This window comes from Flavobacterium notoginsengisoli (genome assembly GCF_042686225.1).
In the GTDB taxonomy this organism is placed as follows: Bacteria; Bacteroidota; Bacteroidia; order Flavobacteriales; family Flavobacteriaceae; genus Flavobacterium; species Flavobacterium notoginsengisoli.
This window is the reverse complement of the sequence record NZ_JBHUOT010000001.1, coordinates 1152812-1170581: the sequence shown is the minus strand read 5'-3', so window position 1 is coordinate 1170581 and position 17770 is coordinate 1152812. Positions and strand designations below refer to the sequence as shown.

At 33.7% G+C, this 17770-nt stretch carries 16 protein-coding genes; 5 read left to right on the top strand and 11 right to left on the bottom strand.

The window, feature by feature from the left end; all coding sequences use genetic code 11:
* Nucleotides 1-12 precede the first annotated feature (12 nt).
* On the bottom strand, nt 13-3579 hold the full coding sequence (locus tag ACFS3A_RS04960; RefSeq protein ID WP_379824279.1) for a response regulator: 3567 nt from the start codon (nt 3577-3579) through the stop codon (nt 13-15).
* Nucleotides 3580-3590: 11 nt separating this feature from the next.
* Nucleotides 3591-4811 carry a hybrid sensor histidine kinase/response regulator gene (locus ACFS3A_RS04955; protein ID WP_379824277.1) on the bottom strand — a complete coding sequence of 407 codons (1221 nt, stop codon included), beginning with the start codon at nt 4809-4811 and terminating at the stop codon, nt 3591-3593.
* A gap of 380 nt (nt 4812-5191) precedes the next feature.
* On the opposite strand from ACFS3A_RS04955, the gene ACFS3A_RS04950 reads away from it, so the two are divergent.
* Together ACFS3A_RS04950 and ACFS3A_RS04945 are read left to right on the top strand one after the other, a co-directional pair.
* The gene (locus tag ACFS3A_RS04950; RefSeq protein ID WP_379824276.1) at nt 5192-6040 is read left to right on the top strand and encodes an SDR family oxidoreductase; all 849 of its coding nucleotides are present in this window, start codon (nt 5192-5194) and stop codon (nt 6038-6040) included.
* 238 nt (nt 6041-6278) lie between these two features.
* Nucleotides 6279-6539: a SemiSWEET family sugar transporter gene (locus ACFS3A_RS04945; protein WP_379824275.1), complete on the top strand. Its 261-nt coding sequence runs from the start codon at nt 6279-6281 to the stop codon at nt 6537-6539.
* A 59-nt stretch (nt 6540-6598) separates the two neighbouring features.
* Here ACFS3A_RS04945 and ACFS3A_RS04940 read toward each other — a convergent pair whose 3' ends face one another.
* Together ACFS3A_RS04940 and ACFS3A_RS04935 are read right to left on the bottom strand one after the other, a co-directional pair.
* Nucleotides 6599-7399 (bottom strand): hypothetical protein, encoded by an 801-nt coding sequence (locus ACFS3A_RS04940; protein WP_379824273.1) that lies wholly within the window; start codon nt 7397-7399, stop codon nt 6599-6601.
* 319 nt (nt 7400-7718) lie between these two features.
* Nucleotides 7719-8060, bottom strand: coding sequence for a hypothetical protein (locus ACFS3A_RS04935; RefSeq protein ID WP_379824271.1), 342 nt, complete (start codon nt 8058-8060; stop codon nt 7719-7721).
* A gap of 190 nt (nt 8061-8250) precedes the next feature.
* Here ACFS3A_RS04935 and ACFS3A_RS04930 point away from each other — a divergent pair, with 190 nt between their 5' ends.
* Nucleotides 8251-11454: a PAS domain-containing protein gene (locus ACFS3A_RS04930; RefSeq protein ID WP_379824269.1), complete on the top strand. Its 3204-nt coding sequence runs from the start codon at nt 8251-8253 to the stop codon at nt 11452-11454.
* 3 nt (nt 11455-11457) lie between these two features.
* Here ACFS3A_RS04930 and ACFS3A_RS04925 read toward each other — a convergent pair whose 3' ends face one another.
* Nucleotides 11458-11889 carry a response regulator gene (locus ACFS3A_RS04925; RefSeq protein WP_379824268.1) on the bottom strand — a complete coding sequence of 144 codons (432 nt, stop codon included), beginning with the start codon at nt 11887-11889 and terminating at the stop codon, nt 11458-11460.
* Nucleotides 11890-12112: 223 nt separating this feature from the next.
* On the opposite strand from ACFS3A_RS04925, the gene ACFS3A_RS04920 reads away from it, so the two are divergent.
* Complete coding sequence (locus tag ACFS3A_RS04920; protein ID WP_379824266.1) at nt 12113-12613, top strand: pyridoxamine 5'-phosphate oxidase family protein; 501 nt, start codon at nt 12113-12115, stop codon at nt 12611-12613.
* Between the two features lie 172 nt (nt 12614-12785).
* Here ACFS3A_RS04920 and ACFS3A_RS04915 read toward each other — a convergent pair whose 3' ends face one another.
* The 3 genes from ACFS3A_RS04915 to ACFS3A_RS04905 form a co-directional block, all read right to left on the bottom strand.
* Nucleotides 12786-13502, bottom strand: coding sequence for a DUF72 domain-containing protein (locus ACFS3A_RS04915; RefSeq protein ID WP_379824265.1), 717 nt, complete (start codon nt 13500-13502; stop codon nt 12786-12788).
* Complete coding sequence (locus ACFS3A_RS04910) at nt 13499-14230, bottom strand: DNA-formamidopyrimidine glycosylase family protein (protein WP_379824264.1); 732 nt, start codon at nt 14228-14230, stop codon at nt 13499-13501. The genes ACFS3A_RS04915 and ACFS3A_RS04910 overlap by 4 nt, the downstream gene beginning before the upstream one ends.
* 69 nt (nt 14231-14299) lie before the next feature.
* Nucleotides 14300-14851, bottom strand: coding sequence for a YciE/YciF ferroxidase family protein (locus ACFS3A_RS04905; protein WP_379824263.1), 552 nt, complete (start codon nt 14849-14851; stop codon nt 14300-14302).
* Between the two features lie 189 nt (nt 14852-15040).
* Here ACFS3A_RS04905 and ACFS3A_RS04900 point away from each other — a divergent pair, with 189 nt between their 5' ends.
* Entirely contained in the window at nt 15041-15619 is a 579-nt protein-coding gene (locus ACFS3A_RS04900; RefSeq protein ID WP_379824262.1) for a hypothetical protein, read from the top strand.
* Between the two features lie 72 nt (nt 15620-15691).
* Here ACFS3A_RS04900 and ACFS3A_RS04895 read toward each other — a convergent pair whose 3' ends face one another.
* From ACFS3A_RS04895 to ACFS3A_RS04885, 3 genes are all read right to left on the bottom strand, one after another.
* Nucleotides 15692-16336, bottom strand: coding sequence for a DUF5661 family protein (locus ACFS3A_RS04895; protein WP_379824261.1), 645 nt, complete (start codon nt 16334-16336; stop codon nt 15692-15694).
* A gap of 91 nt (nt 16337-16427) precedes the next feature.
* A complete protein-coding gene (locus tag ACFS3A_RS04890; RefSeq protein WP_082586828.1) occupies nt 16428-16589 on the bottom strand; it encodes a DUF1328 domain-containing protein in 162 nt (53 codons plus the stop codon).
* A 78-nt stretch (nt 16590-16667) separates the two neighbouring features.
* On the bottom strand, nt 16668-17765 hold the full coding sequence (locus ACFS3A_RS04885; protein ID WP_379824260.1) for a DNA topoisomerase IB: 1098 nt from the start codon (nt 17763-17765) through the stop codon (nt 16668-16670).
* Nucleotides 17766-17770 lie beyond the last annotated feature (5 nt).

The following is a 17770-nucleotide window of genomic DNA, read 5'->3' as shown; positions in this document are numbered from 1 at the left end:
TATTTTTAAAGATTAGATTTTATCGTATAACCAAACTCGAAGCAATGATAACAACTGATCGACATCTACCGGTTTTGTAATGTAATCTGAAGCTCCCGCCTTAATACATTTTTCCCTGTCTCCTGTCATTGCTTTGGCTGTTACGGCAATTACTGCTAAGTTAAGGAATTTAGGATTAGCTCTTATCTTTTCAGCAGTTTCGTAACCGTCCATGTTTGGCATCATCATATCTAATAATACAACATCTGTATCAGGATTTTCGTCCAGAATTTTAATCGCCTCTTTACCGTCAAATGCAGTAATAACATTCATTTTAAACGCTTCTAAAGCTTTAGAAAGCGAATAAATATTACGAACGTCATCATCCACAATCAATACTTTTTTCTCAAACAAAATATTATTTAAAGAATTCAGTTTTTTAGTACTCTCTTTTTTACCGTTTCCTTCTTTTTTGTTTTCTACCAAATGAAGGAAAAGCGAAACCTCATCGAGCATTCTTTGGTACGAATGTGCGGTTTTTACAATAATAGAATCGGCATATTTTTTAATCTTCAATTCTTCTTTAATAGACAAACTTTTTCCTGTAAATACGATTACCGGAAGATTTTCTAATCCCGGACTTTTCTTTACGCCATCCAGAATTTCGTAAGCTTGTTTGTCCGGAATTCCCATGTCAAGAATTACACAGTCTACATCCTTGTCTGTCAGAACAGATAATCCTTCTGAAACATCGCTTTTTATTTCTGAATTGATATTATACGTTTCCAGAAAATAAGCCAACGCTTTGGCATGCTGTGGATTATCTTCAATAATTAAAACCTTTTGAGATTCTTTATTAATAATGTGTTCGATACGTTTAAAAACATCCGGAATTTTATCGAATGCAACTGGTTTGTCTAAGAAATCTACAGCTCCTTTTAACAAACTTTCCTGTTTCAGTTTATGCGAAGACATAATGTGAACCGAAATATGCTTGGTATGTGTATGATTTTTTAATTCTTCTAAAACCTGCCAGCCACTTTTAACCGGAAGTTCGATATCCAGTAAAATTCCGATTGGTCTGTAAATCAGGGCAAAATTAAGGGCATAATCTCCTCTTACGGCTACTACTCCTTTGTATCCCTTTTTCTGCGTAAAAGCCAGTAATGATTTTGCGAAATTGATATCGTCTTCTACAATCAGAATCACTTTATCGCCTTCTACAATAGAATCACGGTCGTCTTCAATTTCTGCAGGAATTACTTCACTGATGTATTTTGGTCTTGCTTCTTCGTTTTCAGTTTCAACTTCAATTTCTTCGACATGCGGAATTTTGTTCACTGAAACTTTATTGATGGCAAACCCTAAAACCGGAAGACATAAAGTAAAAGTACTTCCTTCATTTACTTTACTATGCAGGATGATTTCTCCTCTTAATAATTTGGCTAATTCACGACTGATTGACAATCCCAAACCAGTTCCGCCATATTTACGTTTCGTTGAACCATCGGCCTGTTGGAAAGCTTCAAAAATTAATGGTTGTTTTTCAATCGGAATTCCAATTCCCGTATCTTTTACAATAAAACAGATTATTTTATCATCGTCTGTATCTACTTTGATTTCAAGGGAAACAGTTCCACTTTCTGTAAACTTAATGGCGTTTGAAATCAGGTTTTTCAGAATTTGCTCCAAACGCATTTTATCTGTTTTAATGACAATTGGAGCATCTTTAGCAATGATTTCAAAGTTGATTCCTTTTTCTTTCGCTACTAAATAAAATAAATTATGCAGGTTGTCTGTAATTTCTTTAGTTGAAACATCCAGGAATTCCAGATCCATTTTACCCGCTTCAATCTTAGACAAATCAAGGATTTCATCAATTAATCCCAATAAACTGTTTCCTGAACTCTGAATTACTTTTGCAAACTCAATTTCTTCATTGTTCATGTTTTTGTTGTTGTTTTCAGACAACAAACGGCTCAATAATAAAATCGAATTTAACGGTGTTCTTAATTCGTGCGACATATTCGCCAAAAACTCTGATTTGTAACGTGTTGTTAATTCCAGAGCTTCTGATTTTTTCTGAATTTCAGTATTTTTTTCTTCTAATAAAACACTTCTTTCTGAAAGTTCTTCGTTGGTTTGTTCTAATTCTTCCTGCTGTACGCGAAGTTCTTCTTCAGATGCCTGTAATTTTTCGGTTTGTGCTTCCAATTCTGCATTGATAGCTTCCAGTTCGCTGTGCTGAATTTGAAGCTCTTCTGACTGCGATTTGGTTTCTTCCAGCAATTCCATCACTCGTTTACGATTTTGAGTTGCTTTTAAAGCAATTCCAATATTATTGGAAACAATGTTTAAAAACTCCAGTTGCAATACAGAGAAGCCATAAATACTGGCTAATTCTACGGCACCTTCTACTTTGAAATCTGTTAACGGAAGTGCCACAACATGAGTTGGTTTAATTTCACCCAAAACATAATTGATCTGTATATCGTCTGGAGAAAGTGATTTTAATTCCAGCATTTTTCCGGAAACAATAGCCTGCCCAATAAGTCCTTCTCCTTTTTTGATTCTTTCTCTGTTTTTGCTCGGTATATAACTATATCCTCCTGTAACAGTAAGTTCTTCGCCATCTATAACATATAAAACCCCAGCACTGCTGTTGGTGTATTGACACAAAAATTCGATGACATCTTTTGCCAGTTTCTGAATTGTCTTTTCGCCCAGCATTTTATCATTTAAAGATGCAACACCTGTTTGGAGCCACTCTTTTTGAGATAAAAGTTCAAAAGAGGTTTTTAAAGAATCCCTCATTTCATGAATCGATTCTCCTAAAGTTCCCAGTGTATCGGCTTTTCGGTCATCAATCTGAACATCGTAATTGCCTTTTGAAATCTGGATGGCAATTCCACCGATAACTTCTAATCTTTCTGCAATTTCTTTGTCTTTTCTTTCAAGCTCACGTTGTAATGCTGATCTTTCATTGTAATCTTTGAGAATTCTAATCAGGAACACAATCGAAATAATAAACGCAATAAAGAAAGCGATAATAATCAGAATTAAACTGTAAGTCCCATAACGTTCTGAATTGGCATTACGTTCTTCTAAAAGTTTCTGCTCTGTATTTTCGACTTTTTTGATGATTGCCTTTATCTCATTCATCATATTTCGGCCTTCATTCAAATCAAAAATCAACGTTTCTTTGCTTAAACGCTTTTTTACGATTTGATTGTTCAGGTATTTAAAGAAACCAGATCGTTTAGATCTTAGTTCATCAAGCATTTTTCTCTGAGAAGGATTGTCAGATGTAAGTTCATCCAGTTTATCAAAATAATTATTCGATTTGGCTTCAGAATCGTTAAAACGATCTACGAACTGTTCATCGCCTGTAAGGAGATACCCTCGCATGCTGGTTTGGGCTTCAGTGATAATTGCCGAACCTTCGTTTAAATTATAAATTACATCCTGGGTATGGTTTACCCAAAAATTACTGCTTAGTAAACTTTTAATACTAATAAAAGAAGCAACAGAACTAATAGTGAGTACAAGTAACGAAACGAGTGAGCTAATTAGTAAATTTCTTTTAAAATTACCATTCATATATTTCTAAATTATTTTAGTTTGTACTTTAAAGGAAGTATAATAATAAAGCTTGCGCCTTGTCCTACTTCACTTTTAGCTGTTATTAATCCGTTATGTTTTTCAATTATTTTTTTTGCAATTGCAAGTCCGATTCCGGTTCCTTCGTAAGTTTGACGATCGTTTAAGCTCTGAAAGATAATAAAAATTCTGTCGAGATAAATTTCGTCAAAACCAATTCCGTTATCCTTTACGGTAATTCTGCAAAAATTGCCTTCAGGAGATGTTGGACTATCAAATGATTTTTCAAGAATTGTTTCTGATGTGATTTCGATTATCGGCTTTTCTTCGCTACCGGAAAATTTCAATGCATTTCCAATCAGATTCTGAAAAACCTGACGCATCTGACTTGGAATACTATCTACTGTTGGAAGTTCATTTGTTTTGATAGTCGCATTTTTGTTCTCGATCAAATAATCAAAATCGGACAATACCTCTTGTAAAACCTCATTTAAATCTGTTTTCTCCGGTTTTACCTGAGCCGAAAGTCTGGAATAAGCCAGAAGATCGGTAATCAGGGTCTGCATTCTCTCAGCCGATTTTATGGTTCGGTTGACATAATCGATTGCCTTATCGTCGGTTTTTAAATAAAGGTCTTTTATAATTTTGATGAAAATCTGAATCTTTCGTATGGGTTCATTCAAATCGTGCGAGACGACCCAGGAAAACTGCTGCAATTCATGATTTCGAAGTTCCAGTTCTTCATTTTTCTGAACCAATTCTTTAGTTCTTTCCGCAATTTTGATTTCGAGATTGTCCTGTGCTTCTTTTCTAATTTTAATTTCTTTAGAAAGCAGATCTTTCATGACTTTAAGCTCATGCTGCTGTTCGTAGATTTTAATGAAGGTTTTTACTTTTAAAATAAGTAAATCAGAGTCGACCGGTTTTGTAATGTATTCAACAGCGCCCGTTTCATAACCTTTAAAGATATATTTCTTCTCGGTATTAAGTGCCGAAAGAAATATAACCGGAATATCTTTGGTACGCTGATTACCAGAAAGGATTTTAACGACTTCAAAACCGTCAAGTCCCGGCATCTGAACGTCCATTATAATCAGACAATAATCTGTTTTTAAAATTTTCTTTAAAGCTTCTTCTCCAGATTCGGCACTATCGACATCGATATTATGCAACTCTAAGGTTTTCTTTAAGGCAATAATATTGGCCCGTATATCATCTACAATTAATACCATGCCGTGTTGAAGCTAAATCTGTTGTAAGTCAAAACTGTTGAATTTAAATTATTATAAAAATTTTCTTATTTTTTTATGAAATTACAGAAGTAACTCTTAAAAACTATGCGGAAATTCTCAAATGTATAAAAAAATAACCGGGGGCATTTTTATCTAAATCAAAAATAGTTACAAAATTCCCACTTTTGATTGTCTTTTTAGTGATAGAGTACTATAATAAAGCTTTAGAAATTTCGTGTTATTTTAACATCTTTTCAAAACAACCGTATTTTCATACAAAAAACATGATTTTGTTTTTATTGAGGTAAACAAAATATCTTTTACGACAAACCCATTTTTAATTCTGAATTAAATTTAAGATGTACAAAAAGAGAAAGATTATGACAAAGACAAAAACATTTCCTGAACAAAAACAAACTCTCCCTGGCAATGAACATATGATGAAACCTGAACCGGAAATTATAAGAGAGAATTATGTTGGTAGTGGAAAATTATTAGGAAAAACAGCTTTTATAACCGGTGGTGACAGTGGCATTGGGCGAAGTGTTGCTATACATTTTGCCAGAGAAGGTGCTAATATTGCCATTGTTTACTTAAAGGAAGACAAAGATGCCCTTAAAACGAAAGAAATGATAGAAAAAGAAGGCAAGCAATGCCTTTTGATAAGTGGTGATTTAAAAGATGAGAAGTTCTGCAAATCGGCGATTAAAAAATGTCATTCTACTTTTAAGAACATCAATATTATAGTGAACAACGCTGCAGTGCAATTTCCCGAAAAAGAATTGGAAAAGATTACCACTGCCAATCTTCATAAGACTTTTGAAACCAATATTTATCCGTATTTCTATATTACACAAGCCGCACTTCCCCTTTTAAAAGAAGGTGATGTGATTATCAATACGACTTCTGTAACTGCTTTTCGCGGCAGCGAACATCTGGCAGATTATGCCAGTACAAAAGGTGCGATTGTAAGTTTTACCAGATCGCTTTCAACTATGCTTGCCAAAAGAAAAATTCGTGTAAATGGTGTTGCTCCAGGACCAATCTGGACACCGCTTATTGTAGCAAGTTTCGACAAATTATCAGATTTCGGAAAAGACAATCCGATGGAAAGAGCCGGACAGCCTTCTGAAGTTGCGCCTGCCTATGTGTTTCTTGCTTGCGAAGACAGCAGTTACATTACGGGGCAGTTTATTCATGTAAATGGTGGCGAATTGGTTGGTGCGTAGTATTTTTTAACCGCAAAGAGCGCAAAGATTTACGCAAGGGTCGTCAGAGTTTTTTTAAGTTTATTATATTTTAATCTCGCAGAGTCGCAAAGACGCTAAGTTTTTTTCATTAAAGTAACATAAAAATCTGCTAGAATCCGCCAAATCTGAGTGAGATAAAACTTTGCATCTCTGCGATTTTGCGAGAACCAAAAAAACTCAGCGTCTCAAAACCTCAGAACCTTAGAACCTCAAAAAAATGAACTATATAGATATTATCGGACTTTTTGCCGGAGCTTGTATTACAATCTCTACAATTCCGCAGATCTTGAAAGTCTGGAAAACCAAAAAAGTAAAAGAAATTTCGCTTAAAATGTTTTCTATACTTACATTCGGAATTGCGGCATGGATTGTCTATGGAATTTTGAAATCAGATTGGCCAATTATTATTACGAATGGCATTTCGCTTTTCTTGAATCTAATTATGGTTTATTTTATTATTCATTATGAGAAAGAATAAGTTTATAAATAAAAAAACAGCTCGTTGAAGCTGTTTTTTTGAAGTATATATCTGGCTTACTAGCTAGCTAATTTTTGGTTATACGTTTTTAAAGTTCGTGTCTGCAAACTTCTTTTAATAAATTGTAGTGGTGTAGGGATAGTCGCAACGTTTAGAGCGGATAATTTCCTGATTTCACTAAATTGCTTAGAAGCGAAATTCAAAATTGGATTAAAGGCGCTTAAATAATTATAACTGTGTTGTGCTATCTCTAATTCTAAAACTTCTCTCAAAATATTTCTCATCACTAAATAACGAACAGTTCCTTTTTTTGGAATTGTTTTTAACTCCTCAAATTTTTGTTCGATTTTATGATTTTCATCTCCAATGTAAATATAGTTGCCTGACTCATTTGTAAATATTTTTTTAATCTGAGAAACAAAATCGGTCTCTACATTATTTACAGCAGTAGGCATTCCGATTAATGAAAACTGGATGTGTTTGTGACTGTCAAAATACAATACACTATTGATAGACGAAGAATTACTCATGATTCCCGATTGATTTTTATTCAAACCTTTTACATTTCCATTCGCACCAAAACTGTGCTGTACGTTTCCTTTCTCACAATACACAAAAAACACTGGTGTAAACGGATTAGATTCAATACTCAAATTAACATCTTCGTTAAAAGTAAAATCAAAATTGAGATACGTCATTTCTTTTTCAAAACGAACACCGGTAATACTTCCCTTTGCCCATCTTGATTTAAAAGTCAACTTATATTCGCTAGCAGAAATTATTAATTTACCGCCAAAACTCTCCTTAAAATTATTAAAGACAGCATCAAATCCTCCAGTATTTATGTAAAGTTTTTTCATTATATGGTTTTTGGTTGAACAACTGAGTTAGTAATTATTTACGTACAAAAACTAACTTTGGTTTTTATCTTAATTTCTATACTTCAAATTTCGTTTATCTTGTCAATCAATTCCTTATACAATTTCGGAGAGATATTTCATAATTATTATTAAAGGTTCTGAGATGCTAAGATTCTAAGGCTCTAAGGTTTTGACGTTGCACTTCTTAGAACCTTAGAATCTTAGCACCTTAGACCCTCAAAAAAAAAGCAGCTGCCTCAAATAAATTTGAAACAACTGCTCATCAGCAAAATAAAAATATCAATCTATTTTTACCTCTTTACGTGAGTTCGTTTATATCGGCATTTTTGGAATAATTGGTCTTCGGAATATCTTTAAAGAATTCTGCTTCCTCTAAATCCGCTGTAGGGCCATAACCTAATAAATGAGTTCCTTTTCCATTATCTTTTGTTTCGATTATATATAAAATAGACATATCATCCGGATCACTCATTCCTTCATAACGATGATGTGCTACAATAAAAATATCTTCTGGTTTGTAAGCAGTTTTAGTTTCTGAATCGATCAAACGATTGTTTTCGAATATATAATTAACGGTATATCCTTCGTTTTGATATCTCTTTATATTGTCAGTTTCGTGTTTTGAATCTTCTCGTTTCATAGCCTTTATTTTAATCTGTTTATCAAATTTCCGCATTGAAACGGGATAAAATTAACTCTAACGATTTTAATCTTATCTCATTCAAAAATCATATTAAAATGAAATTTATTTTTTTAGTAATTTTAACTATGCCTAATTTTAGGTAAGATTTTTATACGACCTTTACTATTATTACAAGACGATAATACCCATGAATACTAATTATGATTTTTTGGCAAATGGAGGAGAAATGGGTGAACTTACCCGTGCCAAAGATTGGGGCAAAACTCCTGTTGGCCCGGTAGAATTTTGGCCACAGAGCCTTAGAACTACTTTGGGAATTCTGTTAAATTCTAAATTTCCAATGTTTTTGTTCTGGGGTCCAGATCATATTTGTTTTTATAACGATGCTTATCGCCCAAGTCTTGGAAATGACGGTAAACATCCTTCGATTCTTGGTGAAAAAGGAGCCGATTTCTGGCCTGAAATATGGGATTTTATAAAACCTTTAATCGATCAGGTTCTTACCAAAGGAGAAGCTACCTGGCACGAAGACCAGTTATTGCCAATTTACAGAAATGGTAAAATGGAAGATGTATATTGGACTTTCAGTTATAGTCCTGTAAAAAATGATGATGGAAAACTAACCGGAGTTCTTGTTATTTGCAATGAAACAACTAATGCAGTATTTGTACGCAAAAAACTGGAAGAAAGTAATGAACGTCATCTAAACAACATTCTGCAGGCTCCCAATGCCATGTGTATTTTTAGAGGACCTGACTATACTATTGAAATTGCGAACAAACTGATGCTCGAAATTTGGGAACGAAAAGAAGAAGAAGTACTTCATAAACCTGTTTTTGACGCACTTCCGGAAGTTACCAATCAAGGCTTAGAAGAAATATTAAAAAATGTCTTTACAACCGGCGAAAAATTTACAGCTCAGGAACTTCCCGTAAAATTATTTCGAAAAGGTAAAATACTCACTCATTTTATCAATGTTACCTACGAAGCTTTAAAAGAAGCTGATGGTAAAGTTTCAGGAATTCTGGCTATTGCTGATGATGTGACTGTACAGGTACTTTCCCGTAATGCGATTGAAGAAAGCGAGAAACGTTTTAGAAATACCGTAAAACAACTCCCCCTTGGAATTGGTATTTTAAAAGGTCCGGAGCTTATTTTAGAAATGGCCAATACCACTTATCTGCATATCATTGACAAAATAGAAGAAGATGTCATCAATAAACCCATATTTGATTCGGTTCCTGAAGCAAAAGAAACTGTTTTTCCTTTACTTAAAAAAGTTTTCGAAACAGGAGTTCCTTACTATACAGACGAACTTCCTGTTACTTTGAACCGTTACAACAAAGAAGAATTAGGTTATTTTAATCTTGTTTTTTATCCTTTAAAAGAAGAAAGTGATGTCATCGAAGGAGTTATTGTGGTCTCTTATGAAGTAACTGAAGAGGTGAAAGCCAGACATTTATTGACGGAAAGCGAAAAAGCCTTTAGAAATATCGTAATGGAATCTCCGATTGCAATGGCGATTTTTAGAGGAAAAAACCATATTATCGAAATGGCCAATACAACAATGATGCATTCGATATGGCAGAAAGAAGAAAAAGAAACTATTGGTAAGCCTTTACTGGAAGTTTTTCCAGAATTAGTCAATCAGAAATATCCTGAATTATTAAATGAAGTACTTCTTGATGGTAAGACAATCCGTGAAAACGAATCTATTGCTTATGTTGATATTAAGGGAAAACTAAAAAAATTCTACCTTGATTACGAATATACACCCCTACATGAGAAAAACGGCAAATCATCGGGGATCATGGTAACAGTTAATGATGTTACACCAAAAGTTAAGGCCAGAAAAAAACTGGAAACCGCAGAACAAAGAGCCCGACTGGCCGCAGAAATTGGAGAAATTGCCATGTGGGATTTAAATCTTCAAAACAAAAAACTAATCTACAGTGATAATTTATTGGATATGTTTGGTTTTGAAAAAGATAAAAAATTAGTTCATCAGGATATTAGAAGTCGAATTCTTCCTGAAGATGAACCAATTATAGAAGAAGCTTTAGCCAAAGCTTTCAAAACAAGTATTTACAGATATGAAGCCCGTATTGTGAAATTAGACAATACAATCAGCTGGATAAAAGTACACGGCAAAATATTTTTTGATGAAAATAAAGAGCCTGCAAAAATGATAGGCACTGTTATGGATATTACCGATGAAAAAGAGAGTCAGGAAGTTCTTCTAAAAAGCGAGAAAAAATTCCGTCTCCTTGCCGATTCTATTCCACAGTTGATCTGGACAAGTGACGCAATCGGAAATTTGAATTATTTTAATGAAACTTTCTATAAATATTGTGGCTTTTCGAAGAAAGAAATTGAGAAAAACGGCTGGCTCCAGGTTGTACATCCGGATGATCGTGAGGAAAATGTAAAACTTTGGATGGAATCTGTAAAAACAGGACATGATTTTCTTTTCGTTCATCGTTTTAAACGTTATGATGGTGAATATCGATGGCAGCTAAGTCGCGCTATTGCACAGCTGGACAAACTCGGAAAAATACAAATGTGGGTCGGCACAAGTACAGATATCGAAGAACAAAAAAACTTTACCAACCAACTGGAAGAGCAAATTATTGAACGTACCACACAACTTGAACTTAAAAACCGGGATTTGGTCAATATGAATATTGAACTACAGTCCTTTGCTTATATTTCAAGTCATGACCTTCAGGAACCTTTGCGCAAAATACAGACTTTTGCCAGCCGCTTAGCCGATTTGGATGAGCAGAATATTTCGGCAAATGCTAAAACTTATCTGACCAGAATTGAAGTTTCGGCAAAAAAAATGCAGACACTTATCCAGGATTTATTGACCTACTCCCGAGCTAATTCTGCCGACCGTGTTTTTACTACCGTAAATATTGATGAAATCGTAGAAGAAATTATAGGGGATTTTTCGGAACGAATTGAAGAAAAAAATGCTGTCATTGAATATCATAATTTGGGAGAAGCGACTCTGATTCATTTTCAATTTAGACAGCTGCTCCATAATTTAATTGAAAATGCCTTAAAGTTTACACGCAAGGATGTAACGCCTCATATCGAGATTTCATCATCTGCAGTAAAAGGAAGTTCATTGCCAAATGCTGAATTTAAAGATAAATTGTACCATCACATTAAAGTTTCTGATAACGGAATTGGTTTTGATCTTGTGTATAAAGAACGAATCTTTGAAGTTTTTCAGCGTTTAAATACGGAAAGTGAATTTAAAGGCACCGGAATTGGTCTTGCAATCGTGAAAAAAATCGTTGAAAACCATAAAGGTTTCATTACAGTTTCCAGCGAAAAAGACAAAGGTTCTGTCTTTAATGTCTACATTCCTGATTTATCCTAAAAATCAGAACTTGAATACAAAATTGGATTTGGTTGGAATAAATTTATTCCAGTCAATCTGTATAGCATGTTCTATTGATTTTATAATATCACTCATCAGAACTGGTTTTGTAATAAAACCGTTTGCACCAAGACTTCGACACTTTTCAATAATCCCGGGTTCACTTGAAGTAGAATAGATTACAACTGGTATATCTTTCTGATAGTCCGAATTTCTTAATTCTTCCAACACATCAAAACCATTTTTTCCTGGCATATTTAAATCTAAAAATACCACATAAGGTGTTGGAGGCGGATTAAAAATAGCATCCAACAACTTGTCTCCTCCCGTATAGGTTTGAAGTGTGATTTTCTGCGGTATAGATTCTACCGCATCGGCAAAAATGCTCAAGTCATCTTCATCGTCATCAGTATAAAATATAGTATAATTTGCCATGGTATTTTTCGAGTGTAAATTTTAATCCTTCAAATATAATATATTTTTCTTCATCACTAATGACTAGTCCAAATTCTTGCAAAAAAACAAATTGAAATCTCATAATTTATAAGCTGAATTATATAAGCTCAAAAAAGATAAAAATGCCAACTTTACTTTTATTAATTACAGGACAAATAACAATTTGTTTTTCAAACAAATACAATTTAAAAAACGCAATATCATGGGAGATCATAAAGACCTAAAAGACGAATTTGCTGTAGATAAAATAAAAGATCTGGCAGAGAATATAAAAACATGTATGTTTTGCACTTATAATGAATACCGATTACAATCAAGACCAATGTCTGTTCAAAAAATCGATGATCTGGGACAGCTCTGGTTTTTATCGGACAGAAACAGCAGTCAGAATGCTGAAATTACTTTAAATCCGATGGTTGAAATCTTTTTTTCAGAACCACACGATAAGTTTCTGACACTTCACGGAACTGCAAGCATCGAGTATGACAAAGAAACTATCAAAGAATTATACGATCCAATTGTAAAGATCTGGATGCCTGGAGGCGAAGATGATCCAAATTTAAGTGTAATTAAAGTAGTTCCGGAAGATGGTTATTATTGGAACAACAAAAACGGTAAAATGGTGGCTATTGCAAAAATGACCGCCGCTTTTGTTACTGGAAAAACAATGGATGACGGAATTGAAGGAACTTTGAAGCTTTAATAGCTGGGGTTGGTTTAACCGCAAAGTTCGCAAAGAAAAGTTACAAGGTTCGCAAAGTTTTATACTCAAAGCTTTGCGAACTTTGCTTTTATATAAGACTTCTCAAAAAAAACTTAGCTCCCAATAGCTATTGGGATTGTGTAACTCTTTTGCGCTACATTGACTCAGTAAATTAAACATTCATTCGTTTTAATTCTAAAGCATTTAAAATTCCTGCTTCGCTTGCTGTATTATTAAAGTAAATAAATCCCTTCTTTTTAGAATCAATCGTATTACTAACCTCTGTTAGTTCCTCAGTAGAATAACTGGAATGAAACATTCTGGGAGTTCCATGAAATCTAATATACAATAATGGAAAATCTGTAAATATCCTCTGCGGAAGTTTGGGATGACTCACGCTACAAAACGTAATGTTATTTTCTTTGAATGAATTCCATACTTCAGCATTCCACCAACTTTCATGACGAAATTCAATTACATTTTGAAAATTATAATTCAAAATACCAATAATAACATCTAATTTTTCTCGGCTAAAGGCATAACTCGGCGGAAACTGAAATAAAATTGCACCCAACTTTTCTTTCATTCCGCTTTTGCAGACATTGTAAAAATCGTGTAAAAGACTTTCGCAGTCATGCAGTTTTTTAATATGTGTAATTTCTTTGGGAACTTTAATTGAAAATGTAAATGTTTCTGGCGATTTAGTATACCAATTTTGAAAAACCTTAAGAGTTGGAAATTTATAAAAACTGCCATTAAATTCATAAGTATCAAAATGCTGACAATAAAAATCAAACCATTCTTTAGAAGGAAGATTTTGCGGATAAAAAATCTTTTTCCAAAAACTATTATAAAAGCTCGAACACCCAATCAAAATTTGATTCTTCATATGTATAATTCTTGACAATTGGTACAGAAAAAACTTCTGCGTTTTCTTTCTCCGGTTTGTTTTTTATGAAATGGAAGATTACATCTTAAACAAACAGTTTTGGTGTAAGCTTCCCAATGTTGTTTGAGTTCGGACTTCTTTTTCCAGTATAAAAATTCAAAACTGTAAGTCGAACATTCGGCAATGACCTGACTAATTTCATCGGGAGGAATTTTTCCAATAATAGATTCGGGATGAATATAACAACGATATAGAACCTCATTTTTTATGATATTCCCTACTCCCGAAAAAATATTTTGGTCGAGAATAGCATCGCAAATCATTTTATCAGATATTTTTTCTAAACTAATTTGCGCTTTCTTCGGATTCCAGTTTTCATTCATCACATCAACACTCCAATCGTAGTAAGAATTGATATCGCCTTCTAAAAGTTTTACAGAACAGGTATAAAAATGAAGTTCACCATCTTCAAAAAACAAACTTAGTTGTGCTTCAGACTCTTTATGTTCATTCACTCTGTAAGTGCCAAACATTAGCAGGTGAATTTTAACTGTAAAGCAATCAAAACAGATCAAAAAATGTTTCCCCCAGGTTTTAAAAGCATTAATGGTTTTATCCTTTAGACGAGAAATATCGATACTCGCATTTCCGGAAACAGCAATAACTTTTTTTCCTGCAAATTGTTGTACTTCTTCTTTTAAAATTACTATTGAAGGACCTTCGGGCATAAACTATTCTTTAGGTTTGTAGAAAAAAGTGCAGTCCGAAAACTGCACTTAGAGTATATTTTTTATTCTTTATTCAATTTCAGCAGCTTCAAGATTAACTGCATTTACGGCAACTTCCGTTAAAATTTTGTCGGCACCTTTTTCTTCATCCAGTGTTTGTTCCAGCAGTGTAGCGGCTTCTGGTAATCCGAGAGTTTCTGCAAACTGTCTTAAAGTACCGTAAGTCGCAATTTCATAATGCTCAATTTTCTGACTTGCAGCAATAATTGCGGCGTCACGAACAACCCCAATTTCAGTTTCTTCCAGCATTCCTTTTGCTTCTTCTATCAAGCCTTCCATAGCATCGCATTTTTTGGCTGTGGCTTTTTTACCAATGATTTTAAAAACTTCTTCCAAACGATTGATTTGTTCTTCGGTTTCAGTTAAATGGTTGTCAATAGCATCTTTCAATTCAACAGAAGAAGCATTTTTAACCATTGTTGGTAATGCTTTAGTTAAAGCTTTTTCTGCCCAGTAAATATCTTTTAATCCGTCTTCGAATAATTCAGTTAAACCTGAAGCCGCATTCGATTTTGGCTTTGTAACTCCTCTTGGTGTGGTTTGTTTTTCTGTAGTTTTCATGGTAATAATTTTTAATGATTAATAAGATGATAAAATTACTGCCTGCAAAATCAGACTGGTTATATTATTTTAAATTTAAATTGCATTCTAAACATCTGTTAATTATACAATTACATCAAACAATCCTATAAGGTCTTCTAAAGTATTCGGAGTTAAATTTGAAAATATAAATTACTAAAATTCAATATCATGAATACTACAGATAAAACAAACAGAACATTTCCGAAAGATCCGGGAAGTCCGATTTCAGACAGGAATACTGTAATGAACGAGGAACTTTATGACTTAAATACAAGAGAAACACAAAGCAGTCGTGCAGAAGATGCAGAACGTGGGTATACGGTGCGAGACGGATACAATCCTAATAAACCAAATCCAGATCAAAATGGTTTAGGTTACGAAGAAGATTTAGACGATTTAAATGATGATTTTCATACGGACAGAGATCTCGAAGACAACAATGACGATATTTACGAAATTGTTCTGGAAGAGGAAGACGATTTTGATGATGAAGAGGAAGACGATTTTGATGATGAAGAGGAAGACGAATACATTGAGGAAGATCTTGACGAAGAAATAGAAAATGACGAATTTGATAATCCGGCAGATACCTTCGAAAATGATTTTAATGAAACAGAAGAAGATTTAGAAGACATTGATGATGAGGAAGAAATTGAAGATGAAGACGACAATGATTATATAGAGGATGATGTTCAGGAAGATAATGACAATGAAGAATATCCGGAAAATGATCCGCGTCGTTTTTAGGTTGATTTTAATTTTTAAAAAGAAAAAACCGTTAATTACTTAACGGTTTTTTTGAGTTTAAAATTCAACTACTTAATCTCCAATAATTTTCAGTACTGGAATATCGTCCATTCGCTCCAGACGTTCTGCTAATCCTGCCCGGGCTTCGTTTAATTCTTGTTCGGCTTTACCCAATTCTTTGTACCATTCTTCTTTTCCATTTGGCGAACTATCCATTTTTCGGACAATTTCGTAGATTTCCCCTTCCGCTTCCATCACTTTCAATCTTTTGTAATAGGTCAAACTTTCGGTCATATGCGCAAGCGCAATCATAGCCGTTAAAAACGGATGATTATTGGTAACGTTTACATCTTTTATCTTTCCGTGTTCCAATTCTACTTTTAAGGCAAAAGCAAATTCTTCCATATTAAAGGCTTCATGTTTACTTTTTGGATCTAAATAAGCACGTATGGCGTGTACATTATTCATGGTCGAAAGATCGACATCTGTCTTTTTACTGTTTAAATCTTTAAAAACTACGTTTGCTATTGCTCTTGCTTCAGCAACAGTTGGATCGTTTTTCGGATTTTCAAAATCACGTACCGACCAATCCCAATTTTTAGGATGAACAGGTTTTAAATATTTTTCACAAAAATCTGTAACATCATTTTTCAAACTCACCATCTCATCTTCTCTTTTGATGTAAACATCCTGATAAGCACCACTTTTAGTTCCCATGATTTCTTATTTTTTTAATTGTAACCACAAAACGACACATTATCGAAATAAATGTGTCGTTTTGTATGTTCTTTATTTACTGCTATTTTTATTACACTCTCGTTCTTCCGCTGATTAAAGAAATAACGAATAAGACTAAAAATATGAAGAATAAAATTTTAGCTATACTTGCAGCTCCAGCAGCAATACCACCGAAACCAAATATTCCCGCCACTATGGCTAGAATAATAAATGTGACTGTCCAACGTAACATAATAATAGTTTTTTAGTTAATAATGATTTTGTTTGCAATTCAAACTATAAGCTTTTTAAGAGATGCCCTAACTCTATATTATTGACACGGTGCTTTTAAATCGATTTGATAATTCTGAATCAATTCTGAGAACGCGGTTTCTGTTTTTGTAAAATATTTTTTTGTGCTTCGGCTTTTCTTCACTTTATCAAAATAGGTCTCAATAGAACCATCTTCATAAGTCGAAATCAAAAGTGGATGAACGTAATAATCTTTGCACACTTTTCTGGTATTTCCGAGTGCTTCGGCGGTTAAATCAAAGGCGGTCAGGATGTTTTGTTTGATTTCTTTTTCATTAGATGTAATTCCCATTTCCATTAAACTTTCAAAAAAAATAATTGATGCCGCCCATGTCCTGAAATCTTTTGCGCTAAAATATTCGCCCGAAATATTGTGCAGATATTCATTTACCATATGGCTGTCGAGCACTTTTCTTTCGCCATTTTTATCATAATATTTAAAAACTTCCCAGCCTGGAATTTCTTCACAACGGCTTACCAATTTGATCAATTGTTTGTTTCGGGTTGTTATGGTATGTTGTTTTCCTTTTTTACCAATAAATTCAAATCGAAGCGAATTTTTATTGATATTGATATGTCGTTTTCTTAAAGTTGAAAGTCCGTATGATTTATTGTCTTTTGCATATTTCTCGTTTCCAATTCTAATATGAGTTTCTTCCATCAACCGAATTACTAAAGCGGTTACTTTTTCTTTTGACCATTCTTTCTTTTCCAAATCAATATCAACTTGTTTTCTAATCGCTGGAAGTTTCGCTCCAAATTCGGCAATTTTGTAAAATTTGGTTTGGTTCCGAATCAGATTCCATTTTGGATGATAACGGTATTGTTTTCTGTTTTTAAGATCAGTTCCAACTGCTTGTAAGTGTCCGTTTGTAACATCTGAGATTCTTACATTCTCCCACGCCGGAGGCAACACTAAGCTGTTTATCCGTTTGATTTCATTTTTGCTTTTTACATTTCTTCCGTTCTTTTTGTAAACGAAATTTTCACCTTCACGACAGCGAACAATTGTAAGCTGATGGTCATTAATATATTCTAAATCCAGTTTTTCAATTACTAAATGCGGCGCTTTAATCAACTGATTCATTAAGACTTCTTTTCTGGCTGCTGCATTCATGATAT